The sequence below is a fragment of the Snodgrassella alvi genome (assembly GCF_002777855.1).
GTDB lineage: Bacteria > Pseudomonadota > Gammaproteobacteria > Burkholderiales > Neisseriaceae > Snodgrassella > Snodgrassella alvi_E.
Genome location: NZ_MEIK01000034.1, coordinates 552,299 through 569,578 on the forward strand (window position 1 = coordinate 552,299; position 17,280 = coordinate 569,578).

Annotated in this window: 10 protein-coding genes; all 10 read right to left on the minus strand. The window is 45.1% G+C overall.

What is annotated here, in order from left to right; translation table 11 throughout:
- Nucleotides 1-45: 45 nt before the first annotated feature.
- Nucleotides 46-444, minus strand: a complete 399-nt coding sequence (locus BHC43_RS08325; RefSeq protein WP_144078748.1) for a hypothetical protein — start codon at nt 442-444, stop codon at nt 46-48.
- On the minus strand, nt 425-1,795 hold the full coding sequence (locus BHC43_RS08330; protein ID WP_100157067.1) for a hypothetical protein: 1,371 nt from the start codon (nt 1,793-1,795) through the stop codon (nt 425-427). Before BHC43_RS08330 ends, BHC43_RS08325 begins: the two co-directional genes overlap by 20 nt.
- Nucleotides 1,796-2,237: 442 nt before the next feature.
- On the minus strand, nt 2,238-2,504 hold the full coding sequence (locus BHC43_RS08335) for a hypothetical protein (RefSeq protein WP_100157068.1): 267 nt from the start codon (nt 2,502-2,504) through the stop codon (nt 2,238-2,240).
- A gap of 1 nt (nt 2,505) precedes the next feature.
- On the minus strand, nt 2,506-4,638 hold the full coding sequence (locus tag BHC43_RS08340; RefSeq protein WP_306807699.1) for a hemagglutinin repeat-containing protein: 2,133 nt from the start codon (nt 4,636-4,638) through the stop codon (nt 2,506-2,508).
- Nucleotides 4,639-4,924: 286 nt separating this feature from the next.
- Nucleotides 4,925-5,341, minus strand: coding sequence for an SMI1/KNR4 family protein (locus tag BHC43_RS08345; RefSeq protein ID WP_100141378.1), 417 nt, complete (start codon nt 5,339-5,341; stop codon nt 4,925-4,927).
- A gap of 11 nt (nt 5,342-5,352) precedes the next feature.
- Nucleotides 5,353-7,596 (minus strand): HNH/ENDO VII family nuclease, encoded by a 2,244-nt coding sequence (locus tag BHC43_RS10835; protein WP_257378010.1) that lies wholly within the window; start codon nt 7,594-7,596, stop codon nt 5,353-5,355.
- Between the two features lie 173 nt (nt 7,597-7,769).
- On the minus strand, nt 7,770-8,288 hold the full coding sequence (locus BHC43_RS08355) for a hypothetical protein (protein WP_144078749.1): 519 nt from the start codon (nt 8,286-8,288) through the stop codon (nt 7,770-7,772).
- A gap of 53 nt (nt 8,289-8,341) precedes the next feature.
- Entirely contained in the window at nt 8,342-8,740 is a 399-nt protein-coding gene (locus tag BHC43_RS08360) for a hypothetical protein (protein WP_100157072.1), read from the minus strand.
- Nucleotides 8,721-16,883, minus strand: a complete 8,163-nt coding sequence (locus BHC43_RS08365) for a hemagglutinin repeat-containing protein (protein WP_100157073.1) — start codon at nt 16,881-16,883, stop codon at nt 8,721-8,723. Before BHC43_RS08365 ends, BHC43_RS08360 begins: the two co-directional genes overlap by 20 nt.
- 67 nt (nt 16,884-16,950) lie before the next feature.
- On the minus strand, nt 16,951-17,280 hold a 330-nt coding region (locus tag BHC43_RS10775; protein WP_180297458.1), incomplete at its 5' end, for a ShlB/FhaC/HecB family hemolysin secretion/activation protein.

The window sequence follows — 17,280 nt, forward strand, 5'->3', positions numbered from 1 at the left end:
GCCCGTTAATTAGCTATATGTCAAACAACTTAGTAATTACATGTCTTATTGGTTTTCAGGAACTATTTCACCACGAGCCCTACGCTCAGCTCGACGTTTTTCTGCCTGAATAGAAGAATAAGCATCAAAAGTTGGTGTTCCATTTTCTTTCATACAAATTTCATACATAGGTGAATTATAAACTCCGTTTGGATAACCCGCACGTGATATTAAATTTTCAGGTTTTGATGCTAAATTTCTGCAAAAAACATCATTCATGTTTCTCAGTTGCTTAATTTCTTGGGATTCAGCATCATAATAAGCACTTCTTTCTTCAAGATAATGTTTCATCGATGACCTATCAACATAATAACCATTGTACCAGTCCGATATACTGCAACCACCTAATACCAGACTTATTCCTGTCAGAATTAATAACTTTTTTCTACTTGGGTGGATCTGCATAGTATTTCTTTCCTCCATAATTAAAGTAGCGTTTGTCATCAATCACATGAATCGGTATTTGTGTAATTTTAATTGGTTTTAGTGTTTTTTTGTCATAAGTTGTCATGTTACCTTGGCGGTCTACCAGATTGATATTACCGTCTTCTCCTATCACTACTGCTTGAGCAATTGTTGGATTGATATATCGTCCATTTTGGTCAAGTTTAGGTTCAAATACAGTATCTTTAATTTTTCCAAATTCTGGATTTGGAATTGGTAATCCTGTTTTTTTATTGATGTATTCTTTACCATTTGCATCAGTTAAATTTTTATCAAGATAATAAGCACCATTATAACTACTGTGACTGTAGCAGGAGCCTAAAGGATTACCAGTACAATCCCCTGCGGTAACTGGATTCAATCCTACCAGTCTGCCAACAAAGTCAGTATTGTTATTGCCCAGAAATAATGTGCTATTAATACCATTTTCATCAACGTAGCCATTTTTGTTCAGCATGTCAAATTCGCCTACGATATTGGCTGCCGGCCCTAGATATTTAGTTTGTTCAATCGGTATACCGGTTATTCCTTTTACATTTTGCAGATAAGCCGTGCTGACTTTGTCTGTCAGAGAACCGCGGATGTGGTTGTTAAACATAATTGGTGTACCGGTTTCTTTGGCCAATTCTTTCAATTCTGCGTTGGTTTTTTCGGCATTGGTCTTGGGCAGTCTGCCTCCAAACCATTCGTTGAGTTTATCCCACAAAGCATAGCTACCCACTTCACTTAATGCCGGAATAGCTTCCGCGGTAGGGTTGTTGACCACTACATACAAATTGCCACTGGCCGCTGCATCAGGATTCTGTTTAACGGCATTTCTGAATGCGGCATCTTCGTTGTTGTAGATTCCTGGATTTGAAATCATTATTACTGATTTGCCATCCATTATCTGGCGGTAATCATAAATCTCAGTGGCCGTACCCTCAAATGGTGCCCCTTGATTTTTTTCTTTGGTTATTTTGCTTTCGTCTCCGGCTGCCATGGCATCCTTAGCATTATTAATATCTTTACACTCGTACTTAGCTGCTTCACCGTTGCAGGTAACTTTATATACTTGTCCGGCAGTGATGTGGCGAGCAGCATTTTTGGTGTAATCGGCATGCTGGGCAACGGTTTCTAATGCTCCGATACCGATGTTACCTGCCCATATCAGACCAAGCGCGGTATCTAGATAGGCAACGTTCTGTTCTATTTTACGCCCTTCCTGTTCTAACTGGATGCTCTTTTCGGTTCGTAAGCCATCGTGTTGCAGCCGCTCCAGTTGCGCTTCTTCATATTTTTTGCGCGCTTTTTGCAGTAGCTCTTTTTTCAAATCCTGCCGATTTTGGTCAAACTCCTGTGTGACTTCACGCTGTGTATCCAGCTCTTTCTGAACTTTGTCTTTGTCAAAGTTATTACTCAGGCATCGATATTCATGAGAATATTATTATTATCAAAATATCAACCTTTATTTATGACGTTTTATATATTCTCTATAATATGGATTTTCTACCGGATAATCGGTTCGATTACCATTCTGGTCTATATAACGCCCATTTTCATCTACCAGATATTTTGCTGGTGGCTGTACATATCCATTCCTTGGATAAACCACTACTCTACTGCCCGTATATCCATTTGCTTAAAGCTGCTTTTGATATCTAGACACATCGGTGCTACAACCACTTATACAATAAAACTTGTTATCGCTATTAATTTCATTTTGCTTTCCATCATTTTATTTCCTTATACATAGATTAAATCTTTGCTTGAATCTAAAATCCTTTTTTTCTTAGACATTCATTTCTGGCTGGTATATATACTTCACCTAACCAATCCTGCATTTCTTTAGATCCAATATATTCATTCTTCGGCCGTGGAAGTGAACGCAATTCTTCAAAGCACTCTTGTTTAGCTTTTTTTTCGGCTTCAGACGAGAAATCCCAACCTGGTCCGTTCCAAAAACGGACTAAAGATTCATAACAGCCGGATAGTCCAAAACACAAGATGCCTATCAATAAAATATTAATGTTGTGTCTCATTTCATTTCACTCCTTGCCTTGCTTTTGAGGGTTTGACTAAAACCGGTAAAGAGGGATTAACTTGGTTTAAATTATGATTTGATCCCTTCAACCATTTTTTATTCCAATCATCTAAATAAGGATTATCAACTTTTTTATCGCCCGTCAAATTTCCGTTTGCATCTATATTTCTACCTTTTTCATCTACCAAAACATCTTTTGGTTTTTCTCTAAAATAGCTACTGTGCGAATACATAAAGGGTTTATCTTCTACGCCACCTGTAGGTGGATTACCTCCTATCGTATATTGACTACGGAACAATATTAGCGGACTTCTACCCACAAAATCGGTGTAATGCACTGCTGAATATGCTTTACTTCCTTCATAACCATTTATTAGTAGCTGGTCTGCATACTGTTGTACATTAGTTGCTGTACCGTAAAATCTTGCTTCTCTTATTGGTATGCCGGTTAATCCATTTCGATTAGCATACTGTAGCGCATTACTTGCCGTCATCCCACCACGACTGTGGTTACTTAGGTCTATTTTATAGCCTTTTTCTTTGGCATACTCATAAAGTAATATATTTGCTTTTTCTGAATTGGTCAAAGGAAGGTAGCTACCGCCCAAATCATTCACTTTATCATAAAATGCATATACTCCTTCTGATAAAAAATTGCTGGTTGGTGGATTGGCTGCTACATAGATACCATCTGCTCCTGTTTCCCACAAGTTCTGCTTAACCGCATTTTTTAAAGCATCATTTAATGGGTTGAGTATGCCAGGATTGGATATGGTTATTACACCTGTGTTCTGTCCAGGTTTGATTTCATTTATATCAAATATCTGTCTTTTATTCCCTATTTCTGCATAGGGACTGTCTGCATCTATCGGTCTGGTTTTCTTGTTATCGTAACTGTTATTGGAACAATATAAACCATCTTGTGCACAGGTCACATTCCATATCTGTATTGGTCTTCTGGCTGCTCTAACTGCGGGGTCAATAATAGCGCCGCCATCTGCATAAACCAGTGCAGCAGTATTACCATACCCATAAACCGTACCTAATATCATATCTGTATAGAAGGCGGCTTTGTCCCATTTATCGGCACTCCCTTCCAGTGCCAGTGATTCGTTAGTGTTATAACCATTTTTGCCGTCTATATAGTTGTCCTTACGAATATTTTCTGCCTGTTGGCGTTTATTATCGGCGATTTTATGCAAGATATTGCGTAATTCTTGACGATTTTGGTCAAACTCCTGTGTGACTTCACGCTGTGTATCCAGCTCTTTCTGAACTTTGTCTTTGTCAAAGTTGTTGCTCAGGTAGCCGGCTTTATCCGCATAGTTGTCGCTGCTGGTATCGGTATGAATTCCAGCTATGGTTTCGGCTACACTTTTGCCAGTTTTCTGCTGCTGGGCAGCAGCATCCGTAATGATGATGTTGCTCGTATTGATGCCGCTGTGGGTGGTACTGCTGCTATGGCCACTATCGTGTCCGAAGCCAAGGGACTTGCTGGCACCCGTTTCACCCTGATTAGCCAGGTTAATCTTGTCATTACCAGTAGGCTGTTTTTGTCCCAGTGTTGATCCACTAACGCTGCCACTGGCACCGATACCAATACTACTGCCACTGTAATCACTATGATTTTGGATATCGCTGCTCGTCAGGCTGCCGGTAATTACTTGGTTTTTGCCTGCCGCTTCGGCTGCTGCAGTAGAGGTGATGATGGCACCTTTGAGGTCGGTATTACCTTTGATGTTGAGCTGGTAGCCATTGTCACCGGCAATGATGCCGCTTTGTTCTGTTACAGCAGCATAATCGGCTTTAATTTTGCTTTTACTAAAGCTGGCAGAGGCGGATGCGCCATAGCCTACGGTAACCTGCCCGCTGATATTCTGCTGTTTGCTGTTATATTTGGCTGTGTCCTGCAAGCTTTCGATATTTAGTTCGGCTGCATCAATCTGTACGCCTTTACCTGCTACCTGTGCGCCTTTGATGTTGGTGGCTCCGCCGCTGGTAAGGCTGGTGTTGCCGCTGCTGCTTCCAATATGGCTGTTGCGGTAGCTGGTTTCGTCGCCATTGCCATGTCCTTTGCCGGCATTAACTCCGGCAGTAATACCTAACTTTGGACCACCTGAACCAATGCTGATGGATAACTTGGTCTACTTTGTCCTGCGGACTGATAATGCTTAGTTTGCCGTCAATATCTGCATTGATACTGTTGACAGTGGCCTGTGACCACTATCAGTGTGGCTAAAGCGGGTTGGCTTTTATGTGGGATGCCCTGATATCATTCAGATTGAACAGGGCAAGTTGGTAGTAGAGATTGATTTGCTGCTTTAAAACGATATTAAAGAACTCTATTAATTTTTAATTGGTTATTTTCATGATTTATTTAATTATGATCTTAATTCTAAATTTTAACTAATAAACTATTTAATCTCCATTAATCCATACTTGTTCTATCCAATCTGCAAGATCTTCCCAAGAATCATTGCTATAGCCATCTGGTGTCCAATAATGTACTTTACCATTTGGAAGTAAACAATAATAGCTACCATTATCCTCACATATTGGTAGCCAATCTTCAGGTAAACCTAGCTCCCTTGCTTCATTCAATACTATTGATAATTCAGAAGGATATTTTTTTTCTTTTGTTACTAATAGTAATTCAATTGTTCCATAAAAAATATTATCTGCTTCTTTAAGAAGCTTTCTGTAATCTTCTGGAAAACAAAAGTTAATTTCTTTCTCATAATTATCAAGCAAATTATCATCAGGAAGAGCGACATTAATTACCTCTCCATTTGATAATTTTTTTAAATGTTCAATAACGTTATTTAGATCACTCATTGATACTCCTATTATTTAAAATCATTTGCTCTATTTTTCCAATAATTAGAGCGCCATTTATTAAACTGATTACGATTTATTCCCGAAGGAATAGTATTTGGATTAATGTGAATTTTATCACTATATTGTTGATGAAATGATTGTGTAACTTCCGCTATGGCACTATCTTGCCGTTGAGTCATATGATGTAAATTAATTGGTTTTTTATCATAACCTATTGGTGCTCTCCCTTGTTCCATAAGCTGTAAATTTGTTTTTCCCGATTTAGGATCAATATATTTAGGATCAAATAAATCATCACGTTGATAAACCTTATTACCACTAAACTCTATAGGATCTTTAGACCAATATTTTCTTTCTTGCCCAAAATATTTTGTTGCATCAGCCTGTGTGGCTCCTGTCATCCCCTTTCCTGCATTCCCATCCATTCCTTTTTTAATTTTATCCTCTTTTATAAGATTAGCCACATTTTCAGTTTGCTTAACCATTTCTGCTACATTTCCTGCTTCTTTCGCTTTTTCATAGGCTTTTTGTGCAGTATGCATTTTTTTAGCTGCATCACCAACAAGTGGCACTACTCCAATTGCGGTAAATACATAATCCCCAACTGTCTCTGCTTCATACAATCCCTTTATATCTCCTAATATTGGTATAAAATCTATTACATTGCTTATAATAAACTTAGCTGCATCCTTTTGAACTTCTTCTCTTTTTCTTTGACATTCGCTTGGATTTAAGTTTTTACAAATTAATTTGATAAATTTTTCTTCATTTAGCTTTCTAGTTTTTTCAGGAGTTGTCCCAAAATAAGGCCAATCATTATTGTTTAGGTTATTATCTACAGCCGTATGCGCAGCCTGATTACCTTGCGCTGCATCTGCCATACCTCCACCCGCTACCGCTCCCGTAGCCGCTCCTGCCAGTCCTGATATTGCTGATACAGTTGCCTTCTCCTCTGCCGTCAAATCCTTTGGTTCTTTGTCATACAGCCATTTCGATACAACGGGAGCAATTGCCTCTGATCCACCTGCCGCCAATGCTCCTGCCAATGCATCATTCCCCCCTGCTGCCGCTACCGCTGCACCTAATACTGCATGTGCCACCAGATGAGCTGTGCTGCCTTCAGCTTCTTTGCCTTTAAAGTATTGGCCTATCTGATAGGAAACCACCGGACTGGCTGTGGCTGCCAATATGCCCCCTACGCTATTGGTTGGTGCGGCCAATCCCGCTCCGATGGCATTCAGCAGTAAGCCGCCTGTGTTCCATTGCGACAGTTCTTTTTCGTATTGTTCCCGCTCTGATAAGGTCAGGTTTTCGTCTTTCAGTTTTTCTTTCAGGCTATCCTTTTTGCTGTTTATCATTGCTGAGGTAGCCTGTATATTGGCGCTGAATTCCTGTGTGACCTCACGCTGTGTATCCAGCTCTTTCTGAACTTTGTCTTTGTCAAAGTTATTACTCAGGTAGCCGGCTTTATCCGCATAGTTGTCGCTGCTGGTATCGGTATGAATACCGGCTATGGTTTCGGCTACGCTTTTACCGGTTTTCTGCTGTTGGGCAGCAGCTTCCGTGATGATGATGTTACCAGTATTGATGCCGCTGTGGGTGGTACTGCTGCTATGGCCACTATCGTGTCCGAAGCCAAGGGACTTGCTGGCACCCGTTTCACCCTGATTAGCCAGATTAATCTTATCGTTACCAGTAGGATGTTTTTGTCCCAGTGTTGATCCACTAATGCTGCCACTGGCACCGATACCAATACTACTGCCACTGTAATCACTATGATTATGAATATCGCTGCTCGTCAGGCTGCCGGTAATTACTTGGTTTTTGCCTGCCGCTTCGGCTGCTTCGGTAGAGGTGATGATGGCACCTTTGAGGTCGGTATTGCCTTTGATGTTGAGCTGGTAGCCATTGTCACCGGCAATGATGCCGCTTTGTTCTGTTACAGCAGCATAATCGGCTTTAATTTTGCTTTTACTAAAGCTGGCAGAGGCGGATGCGCCATAGCCTACGGTAACCTGCCCGCTGATATTCTGCTGTTTGCTGTTGTATTTGGCTGTGTCCTGCAAGCTTTCGATATTTAGTTCGGCTGCATCAATCTGTACGCCTTTACCTGCTACCTGTGCGCCTTTGATGTTGGTGGCTCCGCCGCTGGTGAGGCTGGTGTTGCCGCTGCTGCTTCCAATATGGCTGTTGCGGTAGCTGGTTTCGTCGCCGTTGCCATGTCCTTTGCCGCGGTTGGCACCTGCGGTGATCTCGCATTAACCACAATATCTTTTTCACATAAAAAACCCACCTATATTAAGGTGGGTTAGTGCAGATAAATGGCCATGTTCCTTTTCATCGGCTGTTTAATCTGACGACGTTTTACCATCTAGCCATTACACGTCGCTAACGGTACTCTGTATGGTTACAGTAATCTTAATTATTACACTATTTCGCCTCGTGCTCTACGCTCAGCATCACGTTGTTTCGCACGATTCGATTGATAGGTTTGAAACGTGGGTGTTCCGCGATTTTCCATACACTTTCCAAACAAAGGTTGATTCCATACACCATTTGGGTAACCTTTTTCTTGAAGTCGATTTTCCGGCTTATTTGCTAGCTCTAGGCAATAGTCTTGATTTTTTTTTCTCAGTTCTTTCATTTGCGGAGACTCAGCATCATAATAAGCATCACTATCTTTCTGATAGCTTTTCCATGATGACCTATCCACATAATAACCGTTATACCAGTCCGATAAACTGCAACCACCTACTAGCAGACTGATTCCTGTCACAATTAATAAGCGTTTTTTACTTGGGCAGTAGTACTGCATGACGTTTTTTACCTTCATAATTAAGAAAATTTCTGCTTGAAGAAATGCTTGATTTATTCTTTGGCTAAATGGTCTAGGGGTATTTATCGGTATAGTAAAAGGCATCAGAGTATTTGCTGTCGTTCTCATACACTGACGCCCGTTAATTAGCTATAGGTAAAACAACTTAGTAATTACATGTCTTATTGGTTTTCAGGAACTATTTCACCTTGCGCCCTGCGCTCAGCACGACGTTTCTTTGCCTGCATTGACATGTAGGCTTCATACGTTGGTGTCCCACGATCTTTCATACACCTTTGGAACAGAGGTTGATTAGATACACCATTTGGATAACCTTTTTCTTGAAGCCGATTTTCCGGCTTATGTGCCAGCTCTAAACAATATTCTTGATTTTTTTTTCTCAGATCTTTTATTTGCGGAGACTCAGCATCATAAAAAGCATTCCTATCTTTTTGGCCTTTGATAATCGCAGCCTCTTCAGCATAATAACCGTTATACCAGTCCGATATACTACACCCTTCTAATAACAGACTAAGGACTGTCAGAATCACTAACCTTATTTTACTTAAACGGGTCTGCATAGTATTTCTTACCTCCATAGTTAAAGTAGCGTTTGCCATTAATTTCATGAATTGGTATCTGCGTGGTTTTAATCGGTTTTAAGGTTTTTTTATCATAGGTAGTCATATTACCTTGCCGGTCTACCAGATTGATATTCCCATCGTTGCCTATTACTACTGCTTGAGCAAGCGTCGGATTGATATATTGTTCGTTTTTATCCTGTTCAGGTTCGGCTACAGTGTTTTTAATTTTGTCAAACTCTGGATTTGCAATTGGTTTACCCGTTTTTTTATCAATATATTCTTTACCATTTGCATCTTCCAGATTTGGTTTTAGATAATAAGCACCATTATAACTACTATGACTGTAGCAGGAGCCTAAAGGATTACCAGTACAATCCCCTGCGGCAACTGGATTCAATCCTACCAGTCTGCCAACAAAGTCAGTATTGTTATTGCCCAGAAATAATGTGCTATTAATACCATTTTCATCAACGTAGCCATTTTTGTTCAGCATGTCAAATTCGCCTACGATATTGGCTGCCGGCCCTAGATATTTAGTTTGTTCAATCGGTATACCGGTTATTCCTTTTACATTTTGCAGATAAGCCGTGCTGACTTTGTCTGTCAGTGAACCGCGGCTGTGGTTGTTAAACATAATTGGTGTACCGGTTTCTTTGGCCAATTCTTTCAATTCTGCGTTGGTTTTTTCGGCATTGGTCTTGGGCAGTCTGCCGCCAAACCATTCGTTGAGTTTATCCCACAAAGCATAGCTACCCACTTCACTTAATGCCGGAATAGCTTCTGCGGTAGGGTTGTTGACCACTACATACAAATTGCCACTGGCTGCTGCATCAGGATTCTGTTTGACGGCATTTCTGAATGCGGCATCTTCGTTGTTGTAGATTCCTGGATTTGAAATCATTATTACTGATTTGCCATCCATTATCTGGCGGTAATCATAAATCTCAGTGGCCGTGCCCTCAAACGGTGCCCCTTGATTTTTTTCTTTAGTTATTTTGCTTTCGTCTCCGGCTGCCATGGCATCCTTAGCATTATTAATATCTTTACACTCGTACTTAGCTGCTTCACCGTTGCAGGTAACTTTATATACTTGTCCGGCTGTGATGTGGCGAGCAGCATTTTTGGTGTAATCAGCATGCTGGGCAACGGTTTCTAATGCTCCGATACCGATGTTACCTGCCCATATCAGACCAAGCGCGGTATCTAGATAGGCAACGTTCTGTTCTATTTTACGCCCTTCCTGTTCTAACTGGATGCTCTTTTCGGTTCGTAAGCCATCGTGTTGCAGCCGCTCTAGTTGCGCTTCTTCATATTTTTTGCGCGCCTTTTGCAGTAGCTCTTTTTTCAAATCCTGCCGATTTTGGTCAAACTCCTGTGTGACTTCACGCTGTGTATCCAGCTCTTTCTGAACTTTGTCTTTGTCAAAGTTGTTGCTCAGGTAGCCGGCTTTATCCGCATAGTTGTCGCTGCTGGTAGCGGTATGAATTCCGGCTATGGTTTCGGCTACGCTTTTGCCGGTTTTCTGCTGCTGGGCAGCAGCATCGGTAATGATGATGTTGCCAGTATTGATGCCGCTGTGGGTGGTACTGCTGCTATGGCCACTATCGTGTCCGAAGCCAAGGGACTTGCTGGCACCCGTTTCACCCTGATTAGCCAGATTAATCTTGTCATTACCAGTAGGCTGTTTTTGTCCCAGTGTTGATCCACTAATGCTGCCACTGGCACCGATACCAATACTACTGCCACTGTAATCACTATGATTATGAATATCGCTGCTCGTCAGGCTGCCGGTAATTACTTGGTTTTTGCCTGCCGCTTCGGCTGCTTCGGTAGAGGTGATGATGGCACCTTTGAGGTCGGTATTGCCTTTGATGTTGAGCTGGTAGCCATTGTCACCGGCAATGATGCCGCTTTGTTCTGTTACAGCAGCATAATCGGCTTTAATTTTGCTTTTACTAAAGCTGGCAGAGGCGGATGCGCCATAGCCTACGGTAACCTGCCCGCTGATATTCTGCTGTTTGCTGTTGTATTTGGCTGTGTCCTGTAAGCTTTCGATATTTAGTTCGGCTGCATCAATCTGTACGCCTTTACCTGCTACCTGTGCGCCTTTGATGTTGGTGGCACCGCCGCTGGTGAGGCTGGTGTTGCCGCTGCTGCTTCCAATATGGCTGTTGCGGTAGCTGGTTTCGTCGCCATTGCCATGGCCTTTGCCGGCATTAATTCCAGCAGTAATACCTAACTTTGGACCACCTGAACCAATGCCGATGGTGGCACCGGCATTCCAGCCACTGGATTTGTTGCTGCTGCGCTCGCTGTGGTTTTGTTCAGCCGCCAGCAGGTTGATTTCGTTGTCTGCTTGTAAGTGTGTACCTTGTTTGCCATTGACATCTGAGCCAATGATGTTGATGTTGGAATCCTGTCCGGCTCCGGTTGCCAGTAGGTTGACTTCACCACCGGCATTAATCTGGCTGGCTGCGGCGACGCTGTCGCGGCTATGGGTTTCACTGCGGCTTTTTTGCTGGCCTACGGTGATGCTGATGCTGACATTGGTGGCGTTTTGTGGATTGTTGGCCAGGTCGGCGGCGGCATTGCCGGCTTTATACAAGTCTACGCCGGCATTGAAGGCTGCCATGGCGTTGACGCGCGCGTTTTTGCTTTCGCCTATGCGATTTACGGCGGTGCTGGCTGTTTGGATGGCATTGACTATGGGTACGTTGACGGCTACGGTAAGGCCGCTTTTTTCGAAGGTATGGATGTTGTCTCGGCTGTACTGGTCTTCGGCTGCGTTGATGTCTATTTGTTTCGCTATGATGTTTACGTCACCTTGCGGGGAGGAGACGCTGCTGCCGGTTTGGGTATAGTGGTTGCCGGCTACAATGGTGGTGTCTCCGTTGAGGCTGCCAACGCTGCTGCCGCTGTGGATGGTGCGGCGGCTGGTGGTGTCATCGGTTTCTTTCTGTTTCCCGATGCTAAAGCCGATGCCACCACTGCCCATTAGGCCAGACTTGGTTTCTTTGTGGTATTCCTGATCTTGATACTGGTTGGACGCCGCTGTGATGTTAACATTCTGGCCGGCTTTCAGCACCGTGCCATTATCGGAGATGATGTTGCTGCCACGGATGTTAATGTCTTGATCACTACTGATGCTGACTTTGGCGCCGGTGATATTGCTGCCTACAGCTTCATCATAGTTGGCCCGCGATTGGTCAAGACTGGTTTTTTTGGACATTAGGCCGCTGGATTTGATGTAGACGGAGTGGTCTAGCTCGGTCTGTTGACGCCCTTCTATGATATTGACACCGTTTTTGCCGTGCAGGCTGACGTTGCCGTTTTCGCTGTTGATGTCGCCCTGCCGGATGTTGAGCTGGTCTGCAGCCTGTATTTGTATATCACCGGCAGCACTGATGCTGGTGCCGTTTTCGTTTTGATAGTGGTTTATCCAGTGGTTTTTGTCGCTGCTGCTGCCGTCTGTCATGTCGCGGCGGGTAGTAACGGTATTGAGGTCGATGCTACCGGCACTGCTACTGAGCTGTGTAGTGCCATTATCTGCATTGTTGACGATGCTGGCGCCATGGGTAGTGATGCCGTGGGTACCGGCTACGCTGAGAACAGCGTCTTTGTCTCCGGTGACATACAGCCCAGCGGTGCGGTCGATAACGGTACCACCGTTGCGTTCATCGCCATAGCTGGCCGTGGTGGTGTTGAGGTTGATTTTATCGGCCTTGAGGCTGAGTAGGTCTTTACCTACTGCGGATCCGCCGTTGAAATTGATGCTGTCACTGGCGGTAAGAGCTACTTTGCTGCCGCTAAGCATGCCACTATTGTTAATATTCTGTGCCCCCAGATTGAGGATGTTCTGGCCGGCAATGCTGCCCTGATTGTTGATGTTGCCACTGTTTTGCAGGTTGATGTTGTGCGCACTGATTAGTGCGCCGGCTGTGGTCACGTCGTTATCACGTACTTTCAGGTAGATTTTGGGTACGAGTACGGTCTGCTGGCTGCCATCGGCCAGGGTGACGGTCTGGTTGACCAGCCAGACCATATCGCTGGTAAGCTGTGCCATTTGCTCGGCACTTAATGCGACTCCCGGGGTGATGTGAAACTGCTGTGCAAAGCTGATGCCGGCATTCATGAGTGCTTTGTACTGCTCTTCGTCATTACTGTAGCCTTCTAGCCGGCGGTAGCCGGTAAGCTGTGCTATCTGTTCGTTTATCAGTTTTTGTTCGTAATAGCCATCACCCAGCCGTTTTTGCATTCTGTCTGGATTCTGCCCTAATGCGCTGAGCATGTAGTCGCTGCCGAGCCATTTTTTCATGTTGGTGAACGCTGGATCGGTTTCAACTAAATAGCCGCTGTTGGTGGGATTGATGTGGTACAGGCTGCTGTTAGGCAAGTTGGTATTGAAGCGGCTGAGACTTTGGATGCTTTGGTTGTGGTTTTCTGTCTGTGTCTGCGCTTTATCCTGTGGTTGCAGCTGACTGCCTGTATTTGCCTGTTCGGCTTTGCCTTGATTGGCGCTAACGCCGGCATGTTGCTGTACAACGCTTACTGGTGTGTCAAATTCATGGCTGGTTATGATGGTTTCGTTATATGGCTTTTCGCCTGTTTTTTTAATTTTACCGGAGCCCAGTTTGGGATTTTTATATTTGTATCCACCTTGTTGACCATGATTTTCAACCCGCTGCTGGCCTTTGGTTTCTTGGTTTTCCAGATTGAGGCTGTCACCACCGGTCAGATTGCCACCGATGATGATACGGCTGTTGTTATTGACCCAGTGTTCGCCACTGATGGTTAGGTCGCCGCCGATGATGATTTCTGCTGGCTGACTTTCGGTAACACGCTGTTTATACGTATCACTTTTATAGTCCCACCATTTTACGTCTTTAGCTGAGTATTTTTTCCATTTTTTATTGGTGCCGTCATTGAATTTGAAACTGAGTTCTTTTTTCCCTTTTTTGAATTTTCCATCTACGCCATCTACCCAGATTGCTGGATTGCCTTTTTCTTGTATCTGGAAGATTTTTTTACTGTTGTCGAGATATTCTTCTACAGCAAAATGATTATTCAGATTCTGTAGTTGCCGTGCGGCGATGTTGCCATTTCCTTGTGCTTCGATGCGCGCGCTGCTGTTGAGCAGATTATCTGCCATACCCACAGCCTGATGCTGTTGGCTTAGGCTGCCCCCGATGGCGATGTCACCCTCGCTGGAAAGCAGGGCGTGTTCTTTGTTAACGATATTAGTTGCACCAATGTCCAGCCTCTGGCGTGCGGCTATCACTGCTGCTTTGGTTTCGGTGCCGCTGGTTTCTTCCTGATTGTATAAATCATGGCTGCCGATGGCGACATGGTTGCCATAGATGCGGCCGGTGCCGATGTTGTTGATGCTGTTTCCGGACTGTACTAGTGTGGTGCCGTTGCTGTTTATCAGGCCACGGTTGGTGATATTGCTTTGTGCCTGTAATTCAGTTTGGTTGTTGCTCTGAATGGTGCCGCTGGCCTGATTGTCGATATCGGCAGCTTGCAGACGCACGCTGTCGCCGCCACTAAGGGTATGGCTGTTGCTAATCGTCCCTTGGCTGCTGATAGTCAGGTTGTGACCGGCGGTGATGTCTGCATCGACGCTGAAGTTATCTGTTAATGCGATTTCTGCATCGTGGCCGGCAGCCATGGTGCCTGGGTTATTCAGATTTTTTGCCTGTAGGGTAAGATTCTGGCCGGCAATGATTTGTCCGTTCTGGCTGTTATCTATTTGTAAGGCGCTACCGCTGATATAAACGTCTTTTTGCGAGCTAATCTGTCCCTGCTGGTTGTTCAGGCTTTGGTTGATGCTGGTGCGCGTTTCTCCATTGGCACGTATGGCTCCATGGTTGTTATTTAGTGTGTCAGCATTAATTTTTATGTTTTCTGCGTCTACTGTGCCTTGTTGGTTATTGAATTCGCTGCTGTGAATTTCTGCTTGCTGTGCAGCACTGATTTTACCCGCTGTGTTATCGATATTACTGGCTTGAATGGTGAGCTGACCATTGCTGCCTATCTGGCCGGTATGGTTATTAAGCTGATTGGTTACGGTAAGCTGCTGGGCGTTGACGCTGCGAATAGCCCCCAGCTGATTATTTACGCTATCCGCTTTCAGTTGCAGACTGTCACTATCGATGGCGCCACTATTGTTATTTAGGTTGGCTGTTTGTATTTCAGCAGCACCTCCACTCCATAGCTGCCCGCCTTTGCTATTATCAATTTGCCCACTACTGTGTATCTGCAGTTGTTTCTGTGCCGCTATGACGCCGCTATCACTGTTGTCGGTGTTCTCTGCCTCTATGGCTATTTGTTCCGTCGATTGAATCCGGCCTTTGCGGTTGTCCAGCTCTTTGCCTGTGTACTGGAACGGTCCGCTGCTGCTGATTTCACCACTGCGGTTATCCAGCCGGCCTGTGCTGATGTGGACTTCGCCGGTGTTGAGTTTCCCTTGCTGGTTGTCGAGTAGTTCGCCGCTTACTTGTAATTTGTTTAGGTTGAGGGTGCCACGGTTGGTCAGGCCGTTATGTGCGTTTAGGTCGATGCCACCATTGGCAATTATTTGGCCGTTGTCGTTGAGAATTTCTTGTTCGCTGATGATTTGGCCGCTGGCAAATTGTTTTGGGGTGCTCGCCGCTGCTTCGGTCTGGCCTGCACCTGTGGCACTGGTCGGTACGGGGGTATCTTGGTTCTCTGCCGGTTTCTGCGGCTTGGCTGGCTGTTCTGTTGTGGCTGATTCGCTGCTGTTGCTGGTTGGAGGTTCTGATGGTGCATACCCGATCAGGCTGTTGCTGCTGTTATTCAGTTTATCCAGATCCAGTTTCAGGCTTTGCTGGCCGCTCTGGATGATTTTGCCCTGCTGGTTGTGGATGCTGCCACTGCTGATGTCCAGACGTCCGCCGTTGATTTCGCCCTGATTGCTCAGCAGCTGCCGGTTGCGGATGTTTAATTCGTCGGCACTGGTGATTAAACCGCTGTTGTCTAGCTGCTGGCTTTGTAATTGCATTTTGCCTTGGCTGGACAGGGTGCCGCTGTTGCGGATGCTGTCTGCATGTATGGCGGCAGTGGCCTCTTCTGCGGCGCTACTGTTTTTATCTGCGGCAACGATGCTGCCGCTGTTGCTCAGTTTGCCATCGGCACTGATGCTGACGCCTCCGGCTCCGGCAAAGATTTGGCCGGCATTGTTGATGCCGACGCCTTTGTCGTTGCTGATTAGTACGATTTTGCCGGCATACATGCCACCTAGGCTGCTGCTGTCTATGGCTATGCTTTGTTTGTTCGATATATCGTTGTTTACGTTGGCGGTGATCTGCCCTTGGGCATCGATGTCATTACTGCCGGTACTGATGCTGAGTTTATTTGCCCAGATGCCGGCATTGATTTGCGCTGCTTTGGACAGGATGTTGGTGTAATCGCTGCCGCTTGTGTCCAGCCCCTGTCCGTTGATGCTGATGTCGCCTCCCCGTACCTGAAAGCCGTCCAGGCTGCCGTTATTGAGTACGGGTCTGCCGGTGGTTAGGGTGACGCCGGCAGCATTGATAAAGCCGCCGCCATTGACGCTGATGCCAGAAGGGTTGGCCATGATGACTTCGGCTCGTCGGCCGGCTACTTCGATGTAGCCGTTGAGCCGGCTGGGATTGCTGCTGTTGATTTGGTTGACGATGATGCCGGCTTCGCCTTTGGCCAGCCATGGGTTGCCTTGTATCCAGCCAGCCTGTTTGGTCTGGGTGCTTTTACGGCTGTTGTTGAGGATGGCTCCTTGTTTGTTGACGTCTAATTGCCGGTACTGGTTGATGGATACGCCGCCTTTGCTCGGGGTCTGGATGTTGATTTGCGGGATGCCGTTGGCGGTTTGGAGGATGGTGGGTTGCTGGTTTTTGGGGGCTGACGGGTCGGCATGGATGTCTGCTGCTATGGCAGAGTGATTAATGAGTACGCATACACCTAATCCGAGTAGGATAGAGCTGGTTAATACGGGTAGTCTAGCCAGTAGGCTGCTGAAGATGGTGCCGCCGCTTTGATTACGGTCTGCGGTGCTTTTGCCTTCACGGATGGTGTTTTCGGCTACGGCAACCAGAATCCCTCTTTTTTTGTTGAATATGACTTTGTATCTGTTTTTATTCATGATTTTTCCTGTTATTCGGCCGTACAGTCTGGGCTAACGGCGTTCTGATATGTGTGGTTTGATTGTGTTATATGGAATAGTTGAGACTGAAGCCAACGGTGGTATTGGCGGTACGGAAGTACTGTGGTTTATATATTGGTTTGCCAGCAAAGATGTCGTAATACCACTGGCCACCGGCTTTCATCTGGCCTTTGAAGCCGATAACGGCACCAGCTAGTGTTTTACCCAGCTGCATTTCGGTGGCGGGGCCGGCAACGTGGCCGACATCTAGCCCTAGATATACCTGATGGGTACCTAGATATTGCCAGCTGAGGTTGTTGTTCCAGTACCAGCCTCGTTCTCCCATGAGGGTGACTTCGCCGTCAAATCCGCGCACGGTATAACGGCCGCCGATGGA

Coding starts and splice junctions, on each gene's coding strand:
- BHC43_RS08325 (WP_144078748.1), bottom strand. CDS start 444: ATGCAGATCCACCCAAGTAGAAAAAAGTTATTAATTCTGACAGGAATA.
- BHC43_RS08335 (WP_100157068.1), bottom strand. CDS start 2,504: ATGAGACACAACATTAATATTTTATTGATAGGCATCTTGTGTTTTGGA.
- BHC43_RS08345 (WP_100141378.1), bottom strand. CDS start 5,341: ATGAGTGATCTAAATAACGTTATTGAACATTTAAAAAAATTATCAAAT.
- BHC43_RS08355 (WP_144078749.1), bottom strand. CDS start 8,288: ATGAGAACGACAGCAAATACTCTGATGCCTTTTACTATACCGATAAAT.
- BHC43_RS08360 (WP_100157072.1), bottom strand. CDS start 8,740: ATGCAGACCCGTTTAAGTAAAATAAGGTTAGTGATTCTGACAGTCCTT.
- BHC43_RS08365 (WP_100157073.1), bottom strand. CDS start 16,883: ATGAATAAAAACAGATACAAAGTCATATTCAACAAAAAAAGAGGGATT.